This is a genomic window from Kribbella sancticallisti (genome assembly GCF_039530625.1).
Classification (GTDB): Bacteria; Actinomycetota; Actinomycetes; order Propionibacteriales; family Kribbellaceae; genus Kribbella; species Kribbella sancticallisti.
In genome coordinates this window covers 69,886-95,181 of sequence record NZ_BAAAOS010000007.1, presented here as the reverse complement: position 1 = coordinate 95,181, position 25,296 = coordinate 69,886, and the positions used below count along the sequence as shown (strand labels likewise).

25 protein-coding genes are annotated in these 25,296 nt (G+C 68.8%); 13 read left to right on the top strand and 12 right to left on the bottom strand.

Going from position 1 to position 25,296, the window contains the following annotated elements:
- Positions 1-20: 20 nt before the first annotated feature.
- The gene (locus ABD255_RS03615; RefSeq protein ID WP_344209674.1) at positions 21-581 is read right to left on the bottom strand and encodes a hemerythrin domain-containing protein; all 561 of its coding nucleotides are present in this window, start codon (positions 579-581) and stop codon (positions 21-23) included.
- A 406-nt stretch (positions 582-987) separates the two neighbouring features.
- Here ABD255_RS03615 and ABD255_RS03610 point away from each other — a divergent pair, with 406 nt between their 5' ends.
- The 5 genes from ABD255_RS03610 to ABD255_RS03590 all read left to right on the top strand — a co-directional run bounded on the left by ABD255_RS03610 (position 988) and on the right by ABD255_RS03590 (position 4,605).
- The gene (locus tag ABD255_RS03610) at positions 988-1,686 is read left to right on the top strand and encodes a GAF and ANTAR domain-containing protein (RefSeq protein WP_344209671.1); all 699 of its coding nucleotides are present in this window, start codon (positions 988-990) and stop codon (positions 1,684-1,686) included.
- Between the two features lie 113 nt (positions 1,687-1,799).
- Positions 1,800-2,654 (top strand): DUF4397 domain-containing protein, encoded by an 855-nt coding sequence (locus tag ABD255_RS03605; RefSeq protein ID WP_344209669.1) that lies wholly within the window; start codon positions 1,800-1,802, stop codon positions 2,652-2,654.
- The gene (locus ABD255_RS03600; RefSeq protein WP_344209666.1) at positions 2,651-3,322 is read left to right on the top strand and encodes a class F sortase; all 672 of its coding nucleotides are present in this window, start codon (positions 2,651-2,653) and stop codon (positions 3,320-3,322) included. Before ABD255_RS03605 ends, ABD255_RS03600 begins: the two co-directional genes overlap by 4 nt.
- 37 nt (positions 3,323-3,359) lie before the next feature.
- The gene (locus ABD255_RS03595) at positions 3,360-3,935 is read left to right on the top strand and encodes a sigma-70 family RNA polymerase sigma factor (RefSeq protein WP_344209664.1); all 576 of its coding nucleotides are present in this window, start codon (positions 3,360-3,362) and stop codon (positions 3,933-3,935) included.
- Entirely contained in the window at positions 3,916-4,605 is a 690-nt protein-coding gene (locus ABD255_RS03590; protein ID WP_344209662.1) for an anti-sigma factor domain-containing protein, read from the top strand. The genes ABD255_RS03595 and ABD255_RS03590 overlap by 20 nt, the downstream gene beginning before the upstream one ends.
- On the opposite strand, the gene ABD255_RS03585 is transcribed toward ABD255_RS03590, so the two are convergent.
- Together ABD255_RS03585 and ABD255_RS03580 are read right to left on the bottom strand one after the other, a co-directional pair.
- Complete coding sequence (locus tag ABD255_RS03585; RefSeq protein ID WP_344209659.1) at positions 4,606-6,135, bottom strand: LCP family protein; 1,530 nt, start codon at positions 6,133-6,135, stop codon at positions 4,606-4,608.
- Positions 6,136-6,211: 76 nt separating this feature from the next.
- Complete coding sequence (locus ABD255_RS03580; protein ID WP_344209657.1) at positions 6,212-7,087, bottom strand: helix-turn-helix domain-containing protein; 876 nt, start codon at positions 7,085-7,087, stop codon at positions 6,212-6,214.
- A 155-nt stretch (positions 7,088-7,242) separates the two neighbouring features.
- On the opposite strand from ABD255_RS03580, the gene ABD255_RS03575 reads away from it, so the two are divergent.
- Entirely contained in the window at positions 7,243-8,073 is an 831-nt protein-coding gene (locus ABD255_RS03575) for an SAM-dependent methyltransferase (protein WP_344209655.1), read from the top strand.
- Positions 8,074-8,079: 6 nt separating this feature from the next.
- Here the strand turns inward: ABD255_RS03575 and ABD255_RS03570 are convergent, their stop codons facing one another.
- Positions 8,080-8,634, bottom strand: coding sequence for a helix-turn-helix domain-containing protein (locus ABD255_RS03570; protein ID WP_344209653.1), 555 nt, complete (start codon positions 8,632-8,634; stop codon positions 8,080-8,082).
- Between the two features lie 69 nt (positions 8,635-8,703).
- On the opposite strand from ABD255_RS03570, the gene ABD255_RS03565 reads away from it, so the two are divergent.
- Positions 8,704-9,390: an AzlC family ABC transporter permease gene (locus ABD255_RS03565; RefSeq protein ID WP_344209651.1), complete on the top strand. Its 687-nt coding sequence runs from the start codon at positions 8,704-8,706 to the stop codon at positions 9,388-9,390.
- On the top strand, positions 9,387-9,704 hold the full coding sequence (locus ABD255_RS03560) for an AzlD domain-containing protein (protein WP_344209649.1): 318 nt from the start codon (positions 9,387-9,389) through the stop codon (positions 9,702-9,704). Before ABD255_RS03565 ends, ABD255_RS03560 begins: the two co-directional genes overlap by 4 nt.
- A gap of 72 nt (positions 9,705-9,776) precedes the next feature.
- Here the strand turns inward: ABD255_RS03560 and ABD255_RS03555 are convergent, their stop codons facing one another.
- Positions 9,777-11,852: a spermine/spermidine synthase domain-containing protein gene (locus tag ABD255_RS03555; protein ID WP_344209647.1), complete on the bottom strand. Its 2,076-nt coding sequence runs from the start codon at positions 11,850-11,852 to the stop codon at positions 9,777-9,779.
- A 100-nt stretch (positions 11,853-11,952) separates the two neighbouring features.
- A complete protein-coding gene (locus tag ABD255_RS03550) occupies positions 11,953-12,825 on the bottom strand; it encodes a S1 family peptidase (protein ID WP_344209644.1) in 873 nt (290 codons plus the stop codon).
- A gap of 406 nt (positions 12,826-13,231) precedes the next feature.
- Here ABD255_RS03550 and ABD255_RS03545 point away from each other — a divergent pair, with 406 nt between their 5' ends.
- Positions 13,232-14,710 carry an LCP family protein gene (locus tag ABD255_RS03545; RefSeq protein ID WP_344209642.1) on the top strand — a complete coding sequence of 493 codons (1,479 nt, stop codon included), beginning with the start codon at positions 13,232-13,234 and terminating at the stop codon, positions 14,708-14,710.
- A 7-nt stretch (positions 14,711-14,717) separates the two neighbouring features.
- The gene (locus ABD255_RS03540; protein WP_344209640.1) at positions 14,718-15,743 is read left to right on the top strand and encodes a glycosyltransferase family 2 protein; all 1,026 of its coding nucleotides are present in this window, start codon (positions 14,718-14,720) and stop codon (positions 15,741-15,743) included.
- 10 nt (positions 15,744-15,753) lie between these two features.
- On the opposite strand, the gene ABD255_RS03535 is transcribed toward ABD255_RS03540, so the two are convergent.
- From ABD255_RS03535 to ABD255_RS03515, 5 genes are read right to left on the bottom strand one after another with little or no spacing between them, the layout of a single operon-like run.
- A complete protein-coding gene (locus tag ABD255_RS03535) occupies positions 15,754-16,515 on the bottom strand; it encodes an ABC transporter ATP-binding protein (RefSeq protein ID WP_344209638.1) in 762 nt (253 codons plus the stop codon).
- Positions 16,508-17,398, bottom strand: a complete 891-nt coding sequence (locus ABD255_RS03530; protein WP_344209636.1) for an ABC transporter permease — start codon at positions 17,396-17,398, stop codon at positions 16,508-16,510. Before ABD255_RS03530 ends, ABD255_RS03535 begins: the two co-directional genes overlap by 8 nt.
- 58 nt (positions 17,399-17,456) lie before the next feature.
- Positions 17,457-18,164 carry a tyrosine-protein phosphatase gene (locus tag ABD255_RS03525; protein WP_344209634.1) on the bottom strand — a complete coding sequence of 236 codons (708 nt, stop codon included), beginning with the start codon at positions 18,162-18,164 and terminating at the stop codon, positions 17,457-17,459.
- An 11-nt stretch (positions 18,165-18,175) separates the two neighbouring features.
- Positions 18,176-19,270 (bottom strand): iron-containing alcohol dehydrogenase family protein, encoded by a 1,095-nt coding sequence (locus ABD255_RS03520; protein WP_344209632.1) that lies wholly within the window; start codon positions 19,268-19,270, stop codon positions 18,176-18,178.
- Positions 19,271-19,275: 5 nt separating this feature from the next.
- Positions 19,276-20,013, bottom strand: coding sequence for a phosphocholine cytidylyltransferase family protein (locus ABD255_RS03515; RefSeq protein WP_344209630.1), 738 nt, complete (start codon positions 20,011-20,013; stop codon positions 19,276-19,278).
- 117 nt (positions 20,014-20,130) lie between these two features.
- Between ABD255_RS03515 and galE the strand changes: the two genes are divergently transcribed.
- Complete coding sequence (gene galE / locus ABD255_RS03510) at positions 20,131-21,084, top strand: UDP-glucose 4-epimerase GalE (RefSeq protein ID WP_344209628.1); 954 nt, start codon at positions 20,131-20,133, stop codon at positions 21,082-21,084.
- A gap of 45 nt (positions 21,085-21,129) precedes the next feature.
- On the opposite strand, the gene ABD255_RS03505 is transcribed toward galE, so the two are convergent.
- Positions 21,130-23,319 carry an MMPL family transporter gene (locus tag ABD255_RS03505; protein ID WP_344209626.1) on the bottom strand — a complete coding sequence of 730 codons (2,190 nt, stop codon included), beginning with the start codon at positions 23,317-23,319 and terminating at the stop codon, positions 21,130-21,132.
- Positions 23,320-23,483: 164 nt separating this feature from the next.
- Between ABD255_RS03505 and ABD255_RS03500 the strand changes: the two genes are divergently transcribed.
- Together ABD255_RS03500 and ABD255_RS03495 are read left to right on the top strand one after the other, a co-directional pair.
- Entirely contained in the window at positions 23,484-24,632 is a 1,149-nt protein-coding gene (locus tag ABD255_RS03500) for a sensor histidine kinase (RefSeq protein ID WP_344209624.1), read from the top strand.
- Positions 24,629-25,285: a response regulator gene (locus ABD255_RS03495; protein ID WP_344209622.1), complete on the top strand. Its 657-nt coding sequence runs from the start codon at positions 24,629-24,631 to the stop codon at positions 25,283-25,285. The genes ABD255_RS03500 and ABD255_RS03495 overlap by 4 nt, the downstream gene beginning before the upstream one ends.
- Positions 25,286-25,296: the final 11 nt, after the last annotated feature.

The following is a 25,296-nucleotide window of genomic DNA, read 5'->3' as shown; positions in this document are numbered from 1 at the left end:
CCCGCTCAGCCGTGGAGGAGTTATTCGCTCTTCGCCTCTTGGCGGAGCTTCTTCTGCAGGGCTTCCTTGCTCATCCCCGACGTACCGCCGATGTCGGCGTTGGCTGCCTGCTGTTGTAGCTGGCCCTTGGTGATGTCCGCGGGCTGCTCGCCCAGGTGCTTCTCCCGGCTGTTGATGAAGGCTTCGCCCAGTTCGAGCCTGCGCTCGTCGCTCAGGCGTTCGCGCATCCCGGGAAGAACCTTGGTTTCTTCTTCCTCGACATGGTGGCTGACCGCGTCGACAAGTTCCTCGAGTACCTTGTCGAACTCCGCCGAGGTGGGATCGGCGGCTGCCAGCTTGGCCAGTAGCTCGTCGGCCTCGACGTGCTCCTCCTGGCTGTGCGCCACCTCTTCGGATTCGCCGGCCTCGTCGGCCGCTGCCGGGTAGACCTCCGCTTCCTCGGCCCGACTGTGGGCGGTGAGCAGAGTCGTCAGTACGGGGACCAGATTCGGCCGCTTCTCCGGCTCGTCCTTCAGTTGGTCGAACAGCTCCTCCACCTGACGGTGGTCGTTCATGATCAGGTCTACGACATCTCCGGACACGACTTTCTCCTTTCGGAACCGCACGATGGGCGCCCAGTACCCCGGTTCACACGCCGGAATCGTCAACCCTCGAAGCCTTTTGGAACCTGCCGCACGCTGAGCAGAGAGATCGCGCCGAGAAGCGAAGTCGCGGAGCTGTTCCCTGGCGCCCGAGGCAGGCGCATGATTGGAAGCGGCCGCGCGCGCTGATAGGGCACAACACGCGCGGCCTGGTGGTCGCTTCGCCCGCGGGCTAGAAGACCACGTTCACCCCCGATACCCCACAGCTCCACTCGTACACGTCAGCGGCGCTCGGCCGGGCCTGCGGGACTGAGGGGCGTTGGGAAGCGCCGCGGTGGGGCATGATTTGCGCAGGGAACACGCCGGCCGGCGGGGTGTTCACACTGATCCTCTTGGGGAGCCGCAGATGCCGACCATTGACCCCTCTGGCGCCGCGGGAGCGTTCGCCCGGTTGGCGGTCGAGTTGCATGACGCGGCCGGTGTCGAGGAGACGGTGGACACCGTTGTCCAGTTCGCCCTGCAGGCCCTGAACTGCACCTACGCCGGGGTGGCTTTCCACACCCGGGGCTCGCGCGCCGAAGTCGCGGCGGTGACCGATCCGGTCGTGGCCGAGGTCTTCGATCTGCAGATCGACAGCCAGGACGGTCCGTTGGTGGAGTCGATGCGCGACCGCACGACCGTGCTCATCCGCGACACCCGCACCGACGACCGGTGGCCGCAGTGGGCCGCCAAGGTGGCCGGGCTCGGGGTGCGCAGTGTGCTGGACGTCCCCCTCGCCGTCGGCTCCGGCCCGTCGCCGTCGGTCGGCGTACTCGGGCTCTACAGTCCGGAGCCGGACGCCTTCGATGCCGATGACGAGGCGATCGCCCACATCCTCGCCCGGCACGCCTCGGTCGCCGTCGCCTCGGCGCGGCACGAGGAGACGATGGCGCGGGCGGTCGACGCCCGCAAGCTGGTCGGGCAGGCGATGGGCATCCTGATGGAGCGCTTCGACGTCGACGACGACCGCGCCTTCGCCATCCTGCGGCGCTACTCCCAAGACACCAACACCAAGCTCCGCGACGTGGCGCAACACCTGATCGACACCCGCAAACTGCCCAGCTGAACCGCTCACGCCCGGAGTGGCCGCTGTCCGCAGAAAAAAAGTTGAGTCCTGGTGCATCCGTGGGTGCGGCTTCGGCGGAAGAGGAGATAAAGCACCCGACCCAGGAGGTAGACATGTCCCACCGCCGTTCCGCAGCCGCAGCCACCGGCCTCATCGCCTTGGCAGCTGCATCCTCCCCCCTGATCGCCGCAGCGCCGGCCGCTGCCACCGCGGAGCGGAGTACGGCCGATGCGACCGTCTCCGTGTTGCACGGCGTCCCTGGCGCGACCGTCGACGTCTACGCGGGCGGCAAGGCACTGCTGACGAACTTCAAACCAGGAACACTGACTGACCCGCTCAAGCTGCCGGCGGGCGAGTACGACCTCAAGGTAGTGGCAGCGGGCGCCGGCGCCAGTGGCAAGGCGGTCATCCAGGCCAACGACGTCACTGTGCCCGGTGGCGCCAACATCACCGTGGTCGCGCACCTGGACGCGAGCGGCAAGCCCAAGCTCACGCCGTTCGTCAACGACGTCTCCAAGCTGGGCGCGGGCAAGGCCCGGCTGACAGTCCGGCACACCGCGGCAGCCCCGGCGGTGGACATCAGGGCCGCCGGTACGCCGGTCTTCAAGGGCCTCACCAACCCCAAGGAAGCCAAGGCCGACCTGCCGGCCGGCACGGTGAAGGCCGACGTCGCACTGGCCGGTACTTCGACCGTCGCGATCGGCCCGGCGGACGTTCCGCTCAAGGAAGGCGCCAACACGATCGTCTACGCGTGGGGCAGCGCCAGCGCCAAGAACCTGAAGCTGGCCGTGCAGACCATCAGCGGCCTGCACAGCAACCCCAGCGGCGTTCCGGGTGGAACGGGTGGTCAGGTCGCCATGCAGGAATCCGTGCCCAGCTGGGCCGCGGGCCTGATGCTGCTGGCCGCGCTCGGACTGGCGGGGTCCGCCGGTCGGCTGGCGGTCAGCAGGGTCCGCGCGGACAAGTGAACCATCGCAAGACCGTAGTGGTTCTGGTCGTCTCGCTGGTCGCCCTCGTGGCCGTACCGATCTTCTGGTACGGCCGCGAGGCCGGCGAGCAACCAGCCTCGGTGCCAGAGCCCGCGCAGACGGTGCCCACGCGCTCCACAGCGACCCCGCCCACAACACCGTCGGCAACCGCGCCATCAGTCAAGACACGCGCAGCTGATCTCCCAACGGTCGCAGCCGAGGCACAGCCGCTGGAGTTGATCGTAGGCAAGGCACAGCTCCGGATGCCGGTAGTACCCACTGGAGTTGCTGCCGACGGCCAGATGGAGCTACCGCCGAACCCCGCGCGCATCGGCTGGTACCGCTTCGGCCCCGGCCCTGCGTCTACTACCGGCTCGGTAGTTCTCGGCGGGCACCTCGACAGCCGCGAGTACGGCGTGGGCCCGCTGGCGCGACTGTCGCGAACCAGACCGGGAGACCCGATCGAGCTTCGCCTGTCGGACGGCAGGACCTTGCAGTACCGGACGGAGGCGGTGCGTGATGTCGACAAGCAGACGCTCGCCCTGGCCGTCGTCTTCGACCGCAGTGGACTCCGCCGTCTTCAGATCGTCACCTGCGGCGGCGAGTACCTCCCCGACCGAGGCGGCTACCAGGAGAACCTGGTCGTCACCGCAGTACCCGTTGAGTAGCGGCAGAACGGCGGTCAGCCCGGATAGAGTGCCCGAGGTGAGGGTCGTCGAGTCCGGAGAACTGTCTGCTGCCGAAGTGGCCGCAGGGTTCGCCGCAGGTCGGGAGGACTCGCTGGCCGAGGCCTACCGCCGTTGGTCGTCGCTGGTGTTCAGCGTCGCCCTGAAGACGCTGGGCGACCGCGCCGACGCGGAGGACGTCACCCAGCAGGTCTTCGTCTCCGCCTGGCGCGGCCGGTCCACTTTCGACCCGGCCGCCGGCTCCTTGTCCGCCTGGCTGGTGGGAATCACCAAGCACCGGATCGCCGACCGCCTGGCCGCCCGAGGCAGGGACCAGCGCACGCTGACGGCCGTCGGTGGCGTCCGGGAAGAGGCCCGGGTAGCTCCGGCCGATGACCGGGTGGTCGACCGGCTGGTGATCGCCGACGAACTCAACAAGCTCGATGACCCCCGGCGAACCATCCTCGGACTGGTCTTCTACGAAGATCAGACGTACGCAGAGATCGCTGAGCGGCTGGATCTGCCGCTCGGTACCGTGAAGAGCCATGTACGCCGGGGACTCCTGCACCTCCGCGATCGGTTGAAGGAGGTGACCCATGGAACACCTGGAGCCTGAAGTGCTGGCCCAGCACGCACTGGACGACGCCCCGCTCAGCGCTGACCAAGAGGGTCATTTGGCCGGCTGCGAGACCTGCCGGACAGAGGTCGAGGAGCTCCGCCAACTGGCCGACCTCGGCCGTCACCTGGAGCCCGGCGACCGGCTGGAGGCCGCGCCGCCGCAGGTGTGGGACCGGGTGGTCGAGGAGCTCGGCCTGCGCGACGCACCGGAGTACGAGCCGAAGTCGGTACGGCGACGGCTGGTGCTGGTCGGCACGCTCGCAGCGGCCGTGGGCCTGATCGCCGGAGTCCTGGGCACCAGGATCATCGGTGGCGAGGACACAGTGCCGCAGCAGCCGCCAGTGGCCACGACCAGGCTGGATCCGCTGGAGGGCAAGAGCGGTGACGGTGTTGCCGACCTGATCCGCAGCGGAGCCGAGACGGAGCTGCGGGTTGGCGTGAACGGTCTGCCGCAGCCGCAGGGCTTCTACGAGCTCTGGCTGATCAACACCGACGGCAAGCGGATGGTGTCGCTGGGCATCCTCGATCCGAGCAACGGCGGCACGTTCGTCGTACCGCCGAATCTGACGTCGCAGGGCTACCGGATCGTCGACGTGTCGCTGGAGCCTGACGACGGGGTGCCGGAGCACTCCCGCAACAGCGTCATCCGCGGGACCCTGCCCACCTGATCAGGGTGTCTCCTGCGGGTGGTACTCACAGGCGTCGGCGAGATCGGCGGTCGGCTTCGCGGTCGGCTTGGGAGTAGTAGTGGCGGTGGTGGTCTTCCGCGGCTTGGTGGGAGTGGTCGCGGGCTTGGCGGCCAGCGCGGTGGCGACTACCGCGCGAAGGCCGTCGTAGTCCGGGTGCGGGTAGGCGAACTTGAGCTTGTGCCCGTCCAGCGGGACCTCCGACACCTTGCCCGTCTTCACCTTCCGGCCCAGCTCCACGAGGGCCGCCAGCAGGTCCTGCGGGATGTCGGTGCGCAGCATGTTCTTGCCGACCATCGCCAGCTCCCGGTAGCTGCTCAGCAGGTTCGCCGGGGTCGCCGTCTCGGCGATCGCGTGGATGGCGCAGCGCTGCCGGGCACTGCGGGCGTCGTCCGGGTTGGCGATGCCGTAGCGGCCGCGGGCGTACCAGAGCGCTTCCTTGCCCATCAGGTGCTTGTTCTGCGCGGGTTTGAGGTAGTAGTTCGGCGGCCGCTTCTCGTCGTCGCTGCCGCCGACTGGGATCGGGTAGTTGATGTTGACCCGGATGCCGCCGAGGGCGTCGACCAGTTGGGTGAAGCCCGCCAGGTTGATCTGGACGTAGTAGTCCAGCTTCAGGCCGGTCGCCTCGCCGACGGTGAGCTTGAGGATGTCGGCCCCCACGTTGTCGGACGGGCCGACGATGTTCGGGTGCTGCTCCGGCACGTTCTTGTAGATGGCGTCGAGCATCCACTCGAGCCGGTCCTCCATCCTGATCCCGTCCTTGCCGAAACCGTCGGGGTACTCCTCGTGCAGCTTGGTGCCGGCCGGGAACGGCATGAACATCAGCTTGCGCGGCAGGGAGATCAGCGAGACGTTGCCGGTCGCCGTGTCGATGCTCGCCACGATCACGGTGTCGGTCCGTGCTCCTTTGCGCCCGTCGGCGTCGTCGGCCCCGAGCAGGAGCAGGTTGAGCCGAGGCTTGCCGGCCCACGGATCCTTCTTGTTCTTGATGATCGGCACGGTCGCGCTCTTGCTCTCCTTGTTGGAGAACACCGTCTGCAGCAGGTCCCGCTGGGTCCGGGCCGTCTGCATGCCCATCGCGGTCGGCACCGCCACGGCGAAGCTCAGCACCCCGACCAGTACTGCGCCGCCGAACCGGCTGCCCCTGCTGGCTGTCCCCGGCCGCAACGCCCGGTGTGACGTGACGATCACGAGGATCCAGAGCACTCCGAGCGCGCAGAGCCCGATGGTGGCGTAGTGGAGCTGCCGCGGATCCACCGCGAGTGCGATCAACTGGTCCCGCTTGGTCAGGACGAGGTACCCGCCGGCCGCGAGCAACCCCACCGAAACCGTCAGCACCAGCGTGCCGAGCTTCTTCCAGCCGGCGAACAGGTACCCCGTCCCCGGAATCAGTGCGCCGAGCAACGTCAGCCCGGCGACCGCCCCGGTACTGCGTTTCGTGGCGGCCCGGCGTCGGGAGGCGACCCGGCGGCCCCGGCCGCGGGCATGCCCCGGTACGTGATCACTCGGCATCTGTGCTCGACAACTCCGTCTCCCCGGCAGGTGGGCACCACCCACGAAGACGCGGCGGAGCCGGCGAAAGTTGCGGTCAGCCGAGGTTCTTGATGATCTCGGTCAGCAGGTGATGGGTCTGGCGGGGTGTGGAGGCGGCGATCGAGAGCGAGTCCATGGTGACCACGTACTCGTCCAGGTCCTCGCGCTTGTCCAGGTAGACCGCGCTGGTGAGGTGCTCGATGTAGACGATGTCGGGCAGGTCGGCGTCGGCGAACCGGAGCAGGCTGAACGCGCCGCCGGTGGCCGCGTAACCACCGGAGGCGAACGGCAGGATCTGCAGGGTCACGCCGGGCTCGCGGGACACGTCGGCCAGGTGCTCAAGCTGCGCGCGCAGTACGGCCTCGCCGCCGATCGGCCGGTGCAGCACGGCTTCGTCGACGACTGCCCACAACTTGGTGGTGTGCGTAGCGCGAAGTGCCTCCTGCCGCGCCATCCGCAGCGCGACCAGCCGCTCGATCTCCTCCGCCGGCAGCAGTCGCTCGCTGCGGCCGAGCTGGATCACCGCCCGGGCGTAGTCGGGGGTCTGCAGCAGGCCGGGGACGAACTGGACCTCGTACGTCCGGATCAGCTCGGCGGCCATCTCCAGACCGAGGTAGGAGTGAAACCAGTTCGGCGTGAGGTCGTCGTAGCGCTGCCACCAGCCGGGGTTGTTCGCCGCCTTGGCCAGGTCGAGCAGCCGGGCCCGTTCCTCGGGATCGTCCAGTTTGTACAGCGACAGGAGGTCCTCGACGTCGCGGACCTTGAAGCCGACCCGGCCCAGTTCGAGCCGGCTGATCTTGGACTCCGAGCCGCGGATCGCGTAGCCGGCGTCGCCGCGGCTGATCCCCGCCTCCTCGCGCATCCGGCGTAGGTGGGCGCCCAGCATGATCCGCAGAGCGGTCGGCCCGCCCGGCGTGCCTGGCTCCGTCACCCCGTCCTCCGTCCCTGTGGCGCGCTCCAGGGAATCATTTCACGACACCGGCCTGGCCGGGCCAGGCCCACGCGCGGACACCACCTGGAATCGTGCCCCTACTGTTAGTAGGGTCGGGGGTCACATCCGGAAAACCCACTTCTGCGAGGTCGCCGATGTCCGACGCCATCAAGGCTCCCAGCTCCGTACCGGTCGGGGTGGACACCACCCGCGCCAGCATCGCCCGGGTGTACGACGCTGCCCTGAACGGCAAGGACAACTTCGAGATCGACCGCGAGGTGCTCCGCCAGGTGGCCACGGTGGCGCCGCAGGTGAACGACCTGGCCTGGTCGAACCGGAACTTCCTGATCCGGGCCTGCCGGTTCCTGGCCGGCCAGGCCGAGATCACGCAGTACCTGGACTGCGGGTCCGGGCTGCCGACCGCGGAGAACACCCACCAGGTGGTCCAGCGGCTGCAGCCGAAGGCCAAGGTGCTCTACGTCGACAACGACCCGGTGGTGCTCGCTCATGGCCGGGCGCTGCTGGAGGAGAACGACCAGACCCTGTTCATCAGCGCGGACATCTTCAAGCCGCAGGAGGTGCTCGGCAAGCCCGAGGTGAAGGAGTTCCTCGACTTCGGCCAGCCGATCGCGCTGATCCACAACGGCACGCTGCACCACTACCTGGGCGAGGACGGCCCGGAGATCGTCAAGACCTACACCGACGCGATGGTCCCGGGGTCGTACACGGTGATCGCGCACTTCCACGACCCGCAGACGCCCGAGCACTCCGCGATCGCCCGGGCGATGGAGGAGAAGTTCACCCACAGCCCGATGGGCAGCGGCGTGTTCCGCACCCACGACCAGATCAAGGCCATGTTCGGCGACCAGGAGTTGATCGAGCCCGGGCTGGTGCTGTGCGACGAGTGGTGGCCGGACGGCCCGCGGGTCAAGCCGCTCAACCAGGTCGAGGAGTGCATCGCCGGCGGGATCGGCCGCAAGGTCTGAGCCCGGCTAACTCGTCTGGGAGATCAGTACTGCGGACGTGTTCGGCTCCAGCGCCTGGAAGATGTGCGGGAGATCTCCGGGGTAGGCGACGTAGTCGCCGGGCCCGAGTTCGACCGGTTCGCCGGTCGGGCCGACGCTGGCCCGGCCGGTGCTGAGCAGCACGTGCTCCACCGTCCCCGGAATGTGCGCCTCGGAGATGTGACCCGGGCCCGGCGTGACGTTGATGCGGTAGACGTCGCGCCGCGCGTTCGGCGGGCAGGACGCGACCAGGGTGGCGCTGTACTCCTTGGTCTCCGAGTAGATCGCCGGGCCCTCGTCCGCGCGGATCACCACCACCTTCGGCCGCGGCGGGTCGATCAGGTCGCCGAACTGGATCTCCAGCGCGATGCACAGCGCCCACAGCGTCTCCACGCTGGGATTGCCGGTCCCGGACTCCAGTTGCGACAGCGTCGACTTGGCCACGCCTGCGCGCCGGGCGACCTCGGTCAGGGAGAGTCCGGCGCGGGCGCGTTCGCGGCGCAGCGACGCGGCGATCACGTCCAGTGGTGCCTTGGATTCCATCGGTGTTCGCTCCATCGGTCTATCTGTTCGGCTTGACGAACGGGCGGCCTGCTGTTCATCATAAAGCCCATGCGTTCGATATGGCGAACACTGGACCGCGGGTTGCTGCGCGACATCGCGCTGGTCTGCCTGGCCGACGGCGTCGTGGGCGTCTCGTACGGCGCGATCAGCGTCGGCGGGGGACTCCCGTTGTGGGTGCCGGTGGTGCTGTCGCTGATCGTGTTCGCCGGGGCGTCGCAGTTCCTGTTCGTCGGGATCGTGGCAGCCGGCGGCAGCCCGATCGCGGCCACCATCGCCGGGCTGCTGGTGAACAGCCGCCACGTGGCGTTCGGTCTGGCGGTCAGCGACGTGATCGGCAACGGCCGGCGCCGGCCGGTCGGCAGCCACCTGATGACGGACGAGAACGTCGCCTTCGCGCTCGGCCAGGAGGATCTGCGGCAGAAGCGGGCGGCGTACTGGGTCTGCGGGATCGGGATCTTCGTCTGCTGGAACCTCGGGGTGCTGATCGGGGTGCTGGCCGGATCGGTGATCACCGACACCGACGCCTTCGGGCTGGACGCGGCCTTCCCCGCGGTGCTCCTGGCGCTGGTGCTGCCGTCCCTGCGGAACAAGTCGACCCGTACTGCGGCGCTGGTCGGCTCGGTCGTAGCTCTGGCCGTCACCCCCTTCCTGCCAGCCGGACTGCCGGTGCTCCTGGCGTTGGTGGGTCTGCTGTTCTATCGCGCGGAGAAGCCCGCACTGGAGGCTGTCGGATGAACACGCCACTGCTGGTCGGAGTACTGGTACTTGCTGTCGGCACCTTCTCGTTGCGGCTCGCGGGTCCGCTCATGCGGACGCGGTTCGAGATGCCCGAGCGGGCGGAGTCGGTGCTGGCCGCGGCCGCAGTGATCCTGCTCGCGGCGCTGGTGGCGACCGCAGCGCTGACTGACGGGCACGACGCGGCGGGAATAGCGCGGCCCGTCGGAGTACTGGTCGGGGGAGTCCTTGCCTGGCGTAAGGCGCCCTTCGTGCTTGTCGTCGTCGCTGCGGCCGCTACTGCTGCCGGCCTGCGGCTTCTGGGGCTCCCGTGACGCGTTGAGCGGTTAGCGTTCGCGTATGACGACCTACCCCGGGTAGCCGCCCGCAGGACCAGTAGCCGGCCGCTAGGCGCGGATGACGCCGGACGTCTTCGGGCGGAGCAGGAAGGCGCCGACGTACAGCAGGGCGGCGATGATGAGCAGGCCGTCGAAGCCGATCAGCAGCGCGGCGTACTCGAGACAGCCTCCGAGCATCGCGCCGAGCAGGTTGGCGCCGAAGCTGGCGGTGCCGTCGGCGGTGTCGGTGAAGCGTTTCGCGAACACCACGTTCGCCGCGAAGATCGGCAGGAACGCGATCATCACCGCGACCAGCGCCCGCAGGCCGACCGGCATCGAGAGCAGCCAACTGTCCGGGAACACCCAACTGAGCAGCAAGCCGGCGAACAGCACGACGTACATCGTCTTCAGGGGCGGTGTCTTGAATCTTCGCGTCACCTCGACCGCCGCCAGGACGGCGAGCAGCACCCCGGCGAACACGATCGCGTTGACCACCCAGGTGGTGCCGAACAACAGCGCGAACCCGGTGATGCTCTTGGTCTCCAGCAGCATGAACCCGGCCCCGAGCAGGAACAGGTCCGCGTACGGCCGCATCCGCCGGTACGACGAACCGCCGCCCGCGATGCCGACGCCGATCACCCCGGCGACCAGGATCAGCCCCAGCGTGACCAGGTACAGCGACGGGATCCGGTCGGTGAACAGGTACAGGAACGGCCGGTTGTCCGTCGCCGGCGGCGGCGTGATCTCCGTCGCGCCGGGCCAGGCCGAAGCGCAGGTCTGGTCGGCCTCGGTCAGTCCGACCGTCACGACCGCCTGCTGGAGGTCGTCGCCGACCTTGTCCACACACGGCTTGTGCCCGAAGGCGGCCTCGGCCGTCGACGCGAGCCGGTCGATCAGCCAGGTCTCGCGATAGTAGTTGTACATCGCGAACGCGCCACCCGGCGCAAGGTGCTCGCGCGCGCTCTCGAACGCCTGCTGGGTGAACAGGTAGCTCTCCAGCCGCAGCGAGCTCGCGCCGTTCACCAGCGTCAGCGAGTCCGGCAGCGCCAGCAGGATCAGGTCGTACTTCTTGTCCGTCCGGGACAGGAACGCCCGCCCGTCGTCGATGTGCGACGTCACCCGCGGATCCTGGTACGGCCGGTCCGGGTGCTTCTCGCGCCCGATGTCGCGGATCCGCGGGTCGATCTCGACCGCGTCCACGTGGGTCGCGCCGTTGCGCAGCGCAACGGCCACGTCGGTGCCGGAGCCGGCGCCGATGATCAGCACGTTCTTCGGCTGCTTCCCGGCCACCGCGCGCTGGTACGGCAGCCCGTACTGCGGCTCCCACTGCAGCCGGTTCTCCGCCGGGATCGCCTGCTGGTGCGGTACGCCGTTGACGGTGATCGTGAGCAGCGGCACGCCCTGCCACTCCTGGCTCGACGTCTGCACCTTGTAGTACGGCGACCAGCTGTTCTCCGGCCGGGTCGACTCGTGGAAGAGCACGCCGATCATCGCCAGCAGCGGCGTCGCCACCAGCACAGCGCTGAGGGCTGTGGCGGTCGCCTTCTCCTGCGGCACCATCAGCACCACGAAGGACAGCAGCACGATCACGCCCCACCAGATCGGCGGAGCGCCCAGGAACGACAGGACGGTGAAGCCGACGATGCCGAGCAGGCTGCCGATCAGGTCGAACCGGTACGCCGTCAGCCGCGGCAGTTCCGCGAAACACCGCCCGACCAGTTCCGCCGGCCCGGCCAGCACCACGGCGGCGGCGACGAAGACGATCGGCAGGATCACCCAGACGGGTGGCCCGGTGGTGTCCAGGCTGGTGAAGTAGATGACGCTGGACGAACTGCCCCGGTCGACCGTGACCGGCTTCCAGGCGATCACCAGGACCAGCAGGCCCAGCATGACCGGTGAGTAGAAGGGCAGCCGCTTCGCCCGGTTGGAGCGCAGGAACCCGATGCCGATGCCCAGGAACGAGCCGAGCAGCACGAAGTTCGAGAAGTAGCTCAGGTGGACGACGTTCGAACCGGTCCAGCGGATCAGCGCGAGCTCGAGGAAGAGCATCAGGGCGCTGGACGCGACCAGCCGCGTCCTCACCCCGAGTGGACTGTGCCACCGGGGAGCGCTGACCTGGCCAGGTGTGGAGGAGTCGACTGCCATGAGCGGCGACCATACCGGATCGGAAGTGGTACAGGTCACCATCTCATCTCGAACCGCCGGGTACTGCGACCGGGGCGGCGGTCGCAGTACCCGGGGCCTTCTACCGGCGGGCGGGCTTCGCCAACTGGCAGCCGCTCTTGTTCAGATCGAGCGTGCGGGAGGCGGTCAGGCAGGTGTAGAACCACCAGGTCTGCTGGCCGTAGGCGGCGCCCTGGTCGACGGTGATGTTGCCGTTGGCGTCCACCTCGCACGGGTTGTTCAGCGTGCAGCGCTCGCCGTCCTCGTTGCCGGTGTTGTTGACGCCGATCACCTCACCGGTGGTGGTGCTCACGACCGGCGAGCCCGAAGTACCGCCGATGGTCTCGCAGCCCGGCTGCTGGTACTTGATCGAGCTCTTCATCACCCAGCCGGCCTCCCGCAGTTCCGGGATGGTGGCCTGCACCGAGCAGGTGTAGATCCGCTTCCAGTAGCCGGAGACGACCGCCATGCCCGCGCCGTCCGCCGGGGCCTGCTTGGCCAGCGTCAGCGGAGTGACGTTCAGCCGCGAGCGGATCGAGGCGTAGGACTCGTTCAACTGGTAAAGGGAGACGTCGGTCTTGGTCATCGTCGCGTAGAGCACCCGGCTGGCGCGGACGGTGCCGGCGTTGCTCGAGTTCGGCCGCAGCAGCGTGAACGAGCGGGAGGAGGCCCGGTTCACGATCACCTGGCCCGGGCTGGGCATGCCGCCCTCGTAGCAGTGGCCGTTGGTGAGGATCAAAGCCCTGTCGGTCGACAGCGACTCGGCGTACCGGACCAGGGAGCCCGAGCAGTTGCTCAGGGCGGCGATGCCGGTGAAGTCGGCGCCTGGAGCGGCGACCCGGGCCTGCTCGGCCGTGGCCTGGGGTGCGGCCTCGACGGCGAGTGCCTGGCTGCCTCCGAGCAGCACGGTGCTGACCGCGACGGTGGTCGCGGCGAGGGAACGGAACAGTCTCATGGGCGGTTTCCTGTCCTCACTGGTGGCTGTGCCTGCGAAGGGGGCGGCGCAAGCAGGGCGTAGTCGTGCCCGGACTCTTCGTATCGGATCAGCGTCGATCCGGCCATCACAACTCGATGAAAAGTCCTTGTCGCGGGCCCACGCAGGGGTAAACCTGCGGCCACCTGCCGATCAGCGGCCGGTGTCCGGGCTGTTACCCTTCGTCTCCGGATCCGCCCGGCTCGAACCATGACACCGCCCGGTACGTCGTACCAGGTGGCGGATGGGGAACAAGAGGCTTGGCGGCGCGCCTGAGAAGGTGGTCGTGAAGCCACGGCCATACTGAACGACGCGATACCGGCACAGGGAGACGCCGTCCCGGGGGAGTACCGGCACCAGCGCGCCGTACGGAGAACGGAAGGACGCCATGCCGCAGGACAAGCCAGACCTGCGCAATCTCAGCGAACCGGTGCGGTTCAAGCGTGCGCTGACGCTGCTGCTGATGACCCTGATCCTGCCCGGGTCCGCGCAGATCGCGGCCGGCAGCAAGCGGGCCGGCCGGTGGGCCTGGCGGGTGATCGCCGGCATCGTCGCGATCGTCGTCTTCCTGGTCGTGCTCTCGCTGATCTGGCGGGCCGGCGCGATCAACCTGATGGTCTCGCCCACCACGCTGCGGATCATCCAGGTCCTGCTCATCGTGCTGGCGCTCGGCTGGGCCGCGCTGTTCGTCGACGCCTACCGGCTGGGCCGGCCGCTGACGCTGGAGCGCAAGCACCGGCTGACCGCGAGCATCCTCGACGGAGTCCTGGTCTTCGTGGTGGTCGGAGCGCTGGTCTGGGCCAGCACGATCGTGTCCACCCAGCGTGACTTCGTCGCCAGCGTGTTCGGCAACGGGGAGAAGTCCGAAGCGGACAAGGGCCGCTACAACGTGCTGCTGCTCGGCGGCGACTCCGGCGCGGACCGGATCGGCACCCGGCCGGACAGCATCACGCTGGCCAGCGTCGACGCGAACACCGGCCGGACCGTGCTGATCGGGCTGCCGCGGAACATGGCCAGGGTGCCGTTCCCGGCCGGAACCCCGCTGAACAAGCAGTTCCCGGACGGCTTCCGGTGGAAGGACTGCGCCGAGAACTGCCTGCTGAACGGCGTCTACCAGTACGCCGCGGAACACAAGCAACTGTTCCCCGGCGACCCCGATCCCGGCGTCACCGCGACCAAGCAGGCGGTCGAGGGGATCACCGGGCTGAAGGTCAACTACCACGTGCTGATCGACCTGGCCGGCTTCCGCGACCTGCTGAACGCGGTCGGTGGGATCACCCTGGACGTCGGCAAGCGGGTCCCGATCGGCGGCATCGGCGCGCCGATCAAGGGCTACATCGAGCCCGGTGCGAACCAGCACCTGGACGGGTACCACGCCCTCTGGTTCGCGCGGTCGCGGGCCGGTGCGACAGACTACGAGCGGATGACCCGGCAGAAGTGCGTGATGACGGCGATGCTGAACCAGTTGTCGCCGCAGAAGGTGCTGACCAAGTTCCAGGGCATCGCGAAGGCCAGCAAGCGGGTGGTCAACACCGACATCCCGTCCGGCGAGCTGGGCACCTTCACCGATCTCGCGCTGGACGCGAAGAAGCTGCCGGTGTCAAGCTTCTCCGCGGTCCCGCCGCTGATCCGTACCGGCAACCCCGACTTCGACCTGATCCGGACCAAGGTCGCCGAGGCGATCGGAAAGTCCGAAGCGCTGGACAAGGGGACCGGTGGCGGAGACGGTAAGGAGACGAACACCCCGAGTAAGCCCACCACGACCACCACCAAGAAGCCGAGCACGCCGGCCAAGCCCGGTAAGAGCAGCACCCCGTCCAAACCCGGTAACGACGTCGAAGACGTCGCTTCGATCTGTAAGGCCTGACCTGAACATGTCCTTGTCTTCTTGGCCCCCCGTCTCCGTCGTGATGCCGGTGCTGAACGAGGAACGCCACCTCGAAGAGGCGGTCGGCCGCGTCCTCGACCAGGAGTACCCCGGTGAGCTGGAGGTGGTGCTGGCGATCGGTCCGAGCAAGGACAAGACGCACGCGATCGCGGCCCGGCTGGCCGAGGCCGACAAGCGCATCACGATCGTGGACAACCCGTCGGGCAAGACGCCGGCCGGCCTGAACACCGGAATCGCCCACGCCCGTCACGACATCGTCGTACGGGTCGACGGGCATGGTGTGCTGACCCAGGGCTACATCACCCGCGCGGTCGAGGTGCTGCATGAGAGCGGCGCCGACAACGTGGGCGGCGTGATGGCGGCCGAGGGTCGTACGCCGACCGAGATGGCCGTTGCCTGCGCCTACCGGTCCAGGCTCGGTCTGGGCGCCTCCACGTTCCACCAGGGCGGCAAGGCAGGTCCCGCGGACACGGTGTATCTCGGCGTGTTCCGCCGGGCGGCGCTGGAGCGCGTGGGCGGCTTCGACGAGTCCATGCACCGGGCCCAGGACTGGGAACTGAACTATCGCATCCGCAAGACCGGCGGGCTGATCTGGTTCAGCCCCGACCTGTCCGTCACCTACCGTCCGCGTTCGTCGCTGAAGGACGTGGCCAAGCAGTTCTTCCACACCGGTCAGTGGCGACGCGAGGTCATCCGGCGCCACCCCGAGACTGCCAACAAGCGCTACCTGGCCCCGCCGGTCGCGGTGATCCTGCTCGCCCTCGGCACGATCCTCGGCATCATCGGCCTCGCCACCGGGGTCAGCTGGCTCGACATCGGCTTCCTGGCTCCCCTCGGCTACGCGCTGCTTCTGCTGGTCGGCTCCGCCATGGAAGGCCGTTACCTCCCGTGGAAGGCGCTTTTCTGGCTCCCGCTGGTGTGCGCCACAATGCACATCTCCTGGGGCTTGGGCTTCCTGATCGGCCTTCAGGAACGCCCCGCCACAGCGTCCGGCACCCCGGCGACGACCTAACCGCCGGGGGTCACCTGCCGGTGGTCTCCCGCGTGTAAGCGGCGACTACCTCGCGGGCTTCACCGTCCATGCGTAGTACGCCCTTGTCCAGCCAGATCGCGCGGTTGCAGGTGTCCAGTACTACGTCGAGGCTGTGGCTGACCAGGAAGACCGTGCCGGCCTCGGCGCGGAGTTCCTTGATCTTCTGTTCGGAGCGGACGCGGAACTCGGCGTCACCCGTCGCGAGGGCCTCGTCGACCAACAGGATGTCGTGGGTCTTGGCCGAGGCGATCGCGAACTTCAGCCGGGCCGACATGCCGGACGAGTACGTCGACATCGGCAGGTCGATGAACTCGCCGATCCCGGAGAACTCGACGATCTCGTCGTAGCGCCGGTCGATCTCGTCGGTCGACATCCCCATCGCCAGGCAGCCGAGGACCACGTTCCGGTCGCCGGTGAGGTCGTTCATCATCGCGGCGTTGACGCCGAGCAGCGACGGCCGGCCGCCGGTGTAGATCGCGCCGGACGCGGGCGGCAGCAACCCGGCGATCGCTCGCAGCAGGGTGGACTTGCCGGAGCCGTTGCGGCCGATGACGCCGATCGCGTCGCCCTTGTACGCGGTGAAGGTGACGTCCTTGACGGCGCGCACCTCGCGGATCGTCGGGCGGTCCTGGCGTTTCAGGATCCGCCGGAACGCGGTCGCCGCCGTACCTTTGCCGCCCTGGCCGGCGATGACCTTGTAGACGATGTCGACGTGATCGGCGATCACCGTCGGGATGGCGGGTTCAGCCACGGCCGTACCTGTCCTCCGCGCGCCAGAAGTAGACGAACCCACCCACCAGTACTGCGACCGCCCACCCCGCCGCGATCGGCCAGGCGTGCGGCAGCGCGTGCTCCTCATGCTGGTCGAGCAGCGAGCGCCGGACGATGTCGATGTACGCCGAGATCGGGTTCAGTGCCAGCAGTTGGATCACCCAGCCGGGTGCGTCCAGGTCGTTCAGCTTGTCCGGGATCGAGAAGAAGATGCCGGAGGCATACAACCAGGTCCGGGTGACGAACGGGAGCAGTTGACTGACGTCGGAGACGAAGGTGCCGATCCTGGCGAAGATCAAGGTCATGCCGAGGTTGAACATCGTCTGCAGCGCCAGCGCAGGCAGGACCAGGAACCACCGCCAGGACAGCCCGTCGGTCACTCCGACCAGGACGAACAGGATGCCGAGCGAGACGAACATCTGGTTCAGTTCGTTCACCACGTACGCGAGCGGCAGGGTGGCGCGGGGGAAGTGCAGGGTGCGGATCAGCGACATGTTCAGCGAGATCGCCCGCGACCCCTCGGTCATCGAGCGTTGCGTGTAGGTGAAGACGAACATGCCGCAGATCAGGAAGGCGGCGTAGTTGTCGATGCCGTTCTTCGTCCCCAGCAGTACGCCGAACGCCAGGTAGTACACGGCCGCGTTCATCAGCGGCGTGAGCACCTGCCACACCGACCCCAGCCGCGCCCCGGCGTACAGGGCGTAGGTGCGGGCCCGCGCGTAACTGACGATGAACTGCCGGCGCCCCCACAACTCCCGCAGATAGCCGCCGAGCGCCGGACGCGCAGAACTCTTCGACAACCCATAGCGCTCGGCAAGCGCCGCCAACTCGGCGGTCCCGGCCGGCCCGGCGACGGTGGACATGCCGCGTAATCTATCCACCCGCCCGCCGCCGCCGAACACCGACCGTGACTTCCCGACTTCACCCAGTCAGGCGGTCCTTCAAGGCGTCCAGTTGGGCGGTGGTGAGGCCGGCGTGGCGTAGGTACGGCTCCGGCCCTCCGTACTGCGTGTCGAGGTGGCGCAGGATCGCGGTCAGGGACTCGGCGCGGGTGTCGCGGAACTCGATCATCTGGGGGTGCAGGGATTCGTCGGCCTCCGCCGCGAGTTGCTCGGCGAGGAGCGGAGCCAGGCGGGCCTGCGTGAGGGCGTAGTCCGCGATGATCTCGTCCTCCGGTACTCCGGCGATCGACAGCGCGAGGGCGACGACCATGCCGGTGCGGTCCTTGCCGCCGTGGCAGTGCACGACGACCGCGCCATCGGGGGCTTCGACGATCGCGAGCACGGCGGCGGCGAAGAGTTCCGGGTGCAGGTCGAGCATGTCGATGCAGGTCTCGACGATGGTGGCCTTGTCCTGCGGCGGATCGGCCGGGTCCTGCAGCGAGACGTGCAGGCCGAGCGGATCGCCGGCGAACGGCGACGGGGTCTCGGCGAGTTCGCCCACCGAGCGCAGGTCGACAATCCGGCTCACACCGGACTCCCGGACGACGTCGATGCCTGCCGGGGACAGGAACGCCATGCTGTCCGCGCGGATCAGGCGGCCGGTCCGGACCACCCGCCCGTCCGCGGTCGGCAGGCCGCCGAGGTCGCGCACGTTGCGGCAGCCGGGCCAGTGCAGATGGCGATCCACCGGTTCAGGGTTCACTGGTCCTCCAAGGCGCGTCCCTCGGGCGTGATCCGGGCCGAGGTGATCCGGGCATAGGCGTGGTCGTTGAACGCGCTCACCTTCGCCGCGATCCGGGCCGGCGTCAACGCGGATTCCTCCAGCACGGTGAACCGGCCGGGCCGGGTCTGCGGCGCGTAGTCGACGATCGCCTCGAACTCCTCGAGGCTGAACCCGAGGTCCATCGGCCGGACCGGCAACCCGTGCCGGTACAGGCAGTCCACGGTCGCGTGGAACGTGTCGAGGTCCCCGCGCAGGAACCACGCGAACGCGGCGCCGAGCCCGACCTGCTCGCCGTGGAACGCGCGCCGGGTGGGGTGCAGCAGATCGATCGCGTGGGAGATCTCGTGGCAGGCGCCGGACGACGGCCTCGACGTACCGGCGACGACCATCGAGACCCCCGACAGGACGAGTCCTTCGGCCAGGGTGGCCAGGAACGCGTCGTCCGCGATCGTGCCCGGGTGGTTCATCACCGCCTGCGCGGCGGTGCGGGCCAGCGACACGGCGAGCCCGTCGATCTCCTCGCCCCGCAGGCTGTGCGCGGTCTGCCAGTCGGCGATGGCGGACAGGTTCGAGACGATCTCACCGATCCCGGACCGGACCGAACGCGGCGGTGCCTGGGCGATCAGGTCGAGGTCGACGAGCACGGCGATCGGCGCCGGTACGCCGTACGAGCCGCGGCCGGCGTCGTTGTCCAGGGTGCTGATCGGCGAGGCGATCCCGTCGTGCGCGAGGTTGGTGGCGACGGCGACCATCGGCAGGCCGAGCCGGGCGGCGGCGAATTTGGTCACGTCCAGCACGGTGCCGCCGCCGATGCCGACGATCGCGTCGTAGCGCCGCGGCCGGATCTGCTCGACCAGACTGATCGCGGTGTTGATCGTGCCGCCGTCCACGGTGAACCAGTCGGCCCCGGCCAGGCCCTCCCGGAAGGTCTCCCGCACCACCGGCCCGTACGTCGCGCCGACGGCGATCGCCACCCGCCCCGAGGTGGAGATCCGCTGGTCGGTCAGGATCGCGCCCAGTTCGGCGAGCGCGCCGCGGCGTACGTCGACGACCAGCGGCGAGGGGATCATCCGGGCTAGGAGGGGCATACGATCTCGCGGGCCCGGGCAAGGTCGTCGTGGTTGTCGATCTCGACCCAGTCGACCTTGCCGATCGGGGCGACGTCGATCCGGCTGCCCTGATCGACGAGGTGCTGGTAGCCGTCCTCGTAGTACAGGTGCGGGTCGCGTTCCCAGGTGGTTCGCAGGGCGTCGGCGAGGGCGGTGGCGGCGGCGGGCTCGATCAGCGTGACGCCGATGTATTCGCCGGTCGCGGTCGCCGAATCCATCAGCTTGGTGATCGTCCGGACTCCCTGCTCGGGAGTCCAGATCACCTTCATCTCCTCCTCGGCCAGCGATTTCTCGGTGTCGAGGGCGAGGATGATCTGCCGGTCGCCGCCACGCGCGTCGAGCAGGGTGCGCTGGACCGACGCAGGGTGCACGGTGTCTCCGTTGGCCAGCATCACCCCAGCGCTCAGCAGGTCGCGCGCACACCACAGCGAGTACGCGTTGTTCCAGGTCTCGGCCTTGTCGTTGTAGACCAGTTCGAGGGTCACGCCGTAGCGGTTCTGGAAGCCCTCGACGCGCGCCTCGACCGCGGCCGCGGCGAACCCGACGACGATGGCGACGTCGGTGATGCCGACCTCGGCATAGTTCGCCAGGGTGAGGTCCAGGACAGTCGTCTCCGGGGCGATCGGTACGAGCGCTTTGGGGAGGTTGTCCGTGTATGGCCGCAGTCGGCGTCCCGCACCCGCTGCCAGCACCAGTCCGATCATCCGCGCATCCTAAGCGCTCTCCACCGGATGAGTATTTATGTGTGAATATGATCGTTTGTGTGGTTGAATGAGGATGCAGAGTAGGTAGGAGCACTTCGCGGATGGGAGCATCTGGGCATGACATGGCTGGTGACTGGCGGGGCCGGATACATCGGGGCGCACGTGGTGCGCGCCTTCCGCGCGGACGGTATCGATGTCGCGGTGATCGACGACCTGTCCAGCGGCAAGGCCGAGTTCCTGGTCGAGTGCGTGCCGTTCACGCAGGCGAACCTGCTGGACACCGACGCCACCCGTCGCGCCCTGGAAGGAGCCACCGGGGTCGTGCACCTGGGCGGCTTCAAGTACGCCGGGGTCTCGGTCGAGCGGCCGCTGCACACCTACACCCAGAACGTGTCCGCGATGGTCTCGCTGCTCGCCGCGATGGAGGAGCAGGGCGTCGGCAACATCGTCTTCTCGTCCAGCGCCGGCGTCTACGGCACGCCGAAGGACGAGGTGGTCACCGAGCAGACCGCCCCCGACCCGCAGAGCCCGTACGGCGAATCGAAGCTGATCGGCGAGTGGCTCCTGGCGGACCAGGCCAAGGCCGCTCCCTTGAACCACACCTCACTGCGCTACTTCAACGTGGTCGGCTCGGGTGATCCGACGGTGTACGACGCGAGTCCGTACAACCTGTTCCCGATCGTCTGCGACCTTCTTACCCAGGGCAAGGTGCCGCAGATCTACGGCACGGACCACCCGACGCCGGACGGCACGTCCGTGAAGGACTACGTGCACGTCGCCGACCTGGCCCGCGCTCACGTAGCGGCCGCTCGCGCGCTGGACTCAGGCAAGACCCTGGAGCCGGTCTACAACCTGGGCAGCGGAACGGGCACGTCGGTCCGCGAGATCATGGACGCCGCGCGCCGGGTGACCGGGATCGACTTCACCCCCACGGAGGGCCCGCGCCGGCCTGGTGACCCGTCCCGCGTGGTCGCCTCCGGCGAACTGGCCGCCCGCGACCTGTCCTGGAAGAACTCCTACACCGTCGACGAAATGTTCGCGACGGCCTGGGAAGCCTGGCCGAAGGCCTAACCCACCCGTCTGGGCAACCTTCTCGTCGATCTCCACCTCTGCACGCTAGACGAGTACTTCCTCGGTCTCGGTGAGGGGCTTGGAGCCAGGCAGGTGAGGCTCCGGAAGGCCTGCGTCGTCGTGGAGGTCGATGACCGGCAGCAGCCGATCGAGCCAGCCGGGGAGCCACCAGTTCGCGTCGCCCATCAGCTTCATCGTCGCCGGCACCAGCACCATCCGGACGATCGTCGCGTCCACGAAGATCGCCACCGCCAGGCCGAGGCCGAACATCTTGGCGGTCGGGTCGTCCCCCAGGACGAAGCCGAGGAAGACCGAGATCATGATCAGCGCGGCCGAGGTGATGACGCGGCCGGTGCCGGCGATGCCGCCGATGACGGAGGCCTCGTTGTCGCCGCTGCGCAGGTACTCCTCCCGGATCCGGGACAGCAGGAACACCTCGTAGTCCATCGACAGGCCGAACAGGATCGCGAACATGAACATCGGGATGAAGGGCAGGATCGGCACGGTCGATTCCAGGCCGATCAGGTCGGCGCCCCAGCCCCACTGGAACACCATCACCATCACGCCGAAGGAGGCGCCGATGCTGAGCAGGTTCATCAGCGCGGCCTTGAGGGGCACGAGAATCGACCGGAAGACCAGCATCAGCAGCAGGAAGGACAGCAGGACCACCGCGCCGATGAACACCGGCAGCCGATCGTTGACCTTGGCACCGATATCGGCGGACAGGGCCGTCTGACCACCGATGTGAGCTTTGGCCGGGCTCTGTCCCAGTACGGCGGGAAAGACCTCGGCGCGGAGCCGTCGCACCGTGTCCTGCGTGGCGTCGTCCTGCGGTCCGGTGGTCGGGATCGCCACCAGGGTCGCGACGCCCGCGTTCAGCTCGGCAGGTGCGACGGAGGCGATCCCGCGATCGGCTTCGACGGCGCTGAGCAGAGGCTGGACGACGCTCGCGTCCGCGGAGACGTCGACGGCGATGACAAGAGGGCCGTTGGCACCAGGACCGAAGCCTTGGGCAACCAGATCGTAGGCCTGACGTTCGGTTCGGTGGCCGGGCAGCGAGCCCTCGTCGGGTGTGCCTACCCGCAGCGCCAGCACGGGCGCGGCCAACGCCAGCAGGACGAGGGCGGCGCTGATGGCGTAGGCGATGGCATGCCTGGACACGTGGGCTCCCCAGCGATGCCAGCCCGAGCTTGTCGCGCTCACAGCCCGAGTGCGATGACGCCGGATGCCGAGACGGTTGATCCAGTGCCCGGCGAGCCCGAGGAACGCGGGCAGCAAGGTGACCGAGGCAACGACCATGGTCGCCACGATGATCGAGACGGCCACCCCGCCCGCGGTCAGGAACGGAACGCCGGCGACCGCCAGGCCGAGGATCGCGATGACCACGGTGCCGCCGGCGATGACGACCGCCCGGCCGGCTGTGGCGACAGCCCGCCCGACCGACTCCTCGACGGTCAGCCCTCGGGCCAGGTACTCGCGGTGCCGGGTGACGACGAACAAGGCGTAGTCGATGCCCACCCCGAGACCGACCATGCTGCCGATCACCGGCGCCCAGCTGGGTACGTCGATCAGGTAGGTGACCAGCGACAACGAGCTGATGCCGAGGGCGATGCCGAACAGGGCCAGCCCGATCGGGAGTCCCATCGCGATCAGCGATCCGAACGCGACCAGCAAGATGATGACGGCCGCGACCAGTCCGAACAGCTCACCGATCCCTGTCTCCGCCTCCGCGAACGCGCTGAACAGGTCGCCACCGAGTTCGACCCGCAGCGGGGAGTCCTGGGCCGCCTCGTCGCCGAACGCCTTGAGATTCTCCAGGTCGGCGGCGGTCAGGTCTTCGATCACCGGATACTGCAGACGGACGATCGCGACCCGGCCATCGGGCGAGATCGATTGGTCACCCACTCCGAGCACCTTGGGCAGCTCGGCGGCGGTAGCGCGAATCCTCGTCAAGGCGGCCTGAGCGTCAGCCGAGCCGGCAAAGGTCGCCTGCTCGTCGAGGGGCGTGACGACCAGTTGTGCGGTCAGCCCCGCTTGGTCGGCACCGGCCGCGGTCAGCAGGTCGGTCGCCTTCTGGGAGTCCAGTCCCGGCGCCCCGAAGGAGTTCTCGAGCTTCTGGCCGAAGGCGCCGGCCGCAGTCACCACGAGTACGGACAGGACGAGCCAGGTCGCTATCACCGTCCAAGGGCGTCGGGCGGCGAACCGGCCCAACCGGTACAGGGCATTCGACGTCATTTCGGGATCTCCTTGTGTGGTCGGGCGAGTCTGGGTCTCAGCGTGGCGAGACGCAGCGACCGGCACCTCGGACGAAGGGCCGGACTTCCCTCGGCTCTCCGGCCGATCAATGCCCCGTACTTTCGGCCGGTACGCGAGGCGCTCCGGCTGTCTACGCTGTGCCCATGTCCACGAACGCGGTCCGCTCGCTCTGGGCCGAGCCGCGGGCGCCGCGCCCTCCCCGGCGGGTCTGGCGTGACTGGGCTCTGGTCGCCCTGCTGCTACCGACGGGGATCATCGAAGGCCTCTACCGCGACGACGTCGTCTGGCGACCTGTCGCGCTCTTCCTCACCGTTTGTAGCGTTCTCGTGCTGCCGTGGCGGCGCACCCACCCGCTCGGGATGCTGGCCCTCGCGTTCGGCGCGGCGATCGTCGGCACGATCGCCGGCCTGATCGGCGGCGTACCGTCGATCGGTCTCTACACGATGGTCGCCGTGGTGCTGCTCCCGTACTCGCTGGTCCGGTGGGGATCGGGCCGCGAGATCGGGATCGGGCTGGCGATCTGCCTGGTCGCCCTGGTGCTGGGCCTGGCCGCCGAGTACACCGGGATCGGAGACGCGGTGGGCGCGGGGATCTTCCTGTTCTCCCCGGCGACGCTCGGCGCCGCGGTCCGCTACTGGGCGACCTCCCGGCTGCGCGAACTGGACAAGATGCGGCTCCGGGAGCGCGCGCAGTTGGCCCGCGAACTGCACGACACCGTCGCTCACCATGTCTCGGCCATCGCCATCCGGGCCCAGGCCGGCCGCGTCGTCGCCGCGTCCCACCCCGAGGCCGCGATGGACGCCCTCGCCGTGATCGAGGCGGAGGCCTCGCGCACACTCGCCGAGATGCGCATCATGGTCGGCAGCCTGCGTGAGGACGAGGCGGCTGCGCTGGCCCCGCAACGAGGAGTGGCCGACCTCGAGCGGCTCGCCCGCAGCGTCGGCGACAGGCCCCGGGTCGAGCTGGAGCTGTCCGGCGACCTGGCGGACCTCGGGCCCGCGGTCGGCGCGGCGATCTATCGGATCGCGCAGGAGTCGATCACCAACGCCGTACGGCACGCGCGGCACGCCACCCGCATCGACGTCCGGGTCGTCGGCGAGGCCGACCGAGTCCGCCTGACCGTCCGCGACGACGGCGAGGCCGCGTCGACCGCGAGGAACCCGGAGGGCTACGGGCTGGTCGGCATGACCGAGCGGGCGACGCTCCTCGGCGGTTCCTTCGACGCGGGTCCCGGCTCGGACCGGGGCTGGACCGTCGAAGCGGTGCTGCCGCGAGCAGGCGTCGCCAGATGACCATCCGCGTGCTCGTCGCCGACGACCAGGAACTGATCCGCACCGGGCTGTCGATGATCCTCGGTGCGCAGCCCGGCATCGAGGTGGTCGGCCAGGCCGTCGACGGGCTCGAAGCGGTGGAGCTGGCCCGCCGGCTGCGCCCCGACGTGTGCCTGTTCGACATCAGGATGCCCGGCCTGGACGGCATCGCGGCGACCCGCGAGCTCGCCGGGCCCCAGGTCGAGGATCCGTTCGCGATCGTGGTGATCACCACCTTCGACCTCGACGAGTACGTCCACGGCGCGCTCAAGGCGGGCGCCCGGGGCTTCCTGCTCAAGGACGCCGGACCCGAGTTGCTGGTTCAGGCGATCCGGGCCGCCGCCGACGGCGACGCGCTGATCGCTCCGAAGATCACCGCCCGGCTGCTCGCGGCGTTCTCCGACACCCGCCTCGGCCGCCCGCCGGTCCAGCCCGTCGAGCCGCTCACCAGCAGGGAGGAGGAGGTCCTGATCACGGTGGCCCGGGGCCGGACCAACTCCGAGATCGCCGAAGACCTGCACATCAGTCTCAGCACCGTGAAGACCCACCTGGCGAGCGTGATGACGAAGCTCGGCGCCCGCAACCGGGTCGAGATCGTCATGTGGGCTTACGAAACGGGCCGGGTCGAGCGCTGATCGGGTGTTGC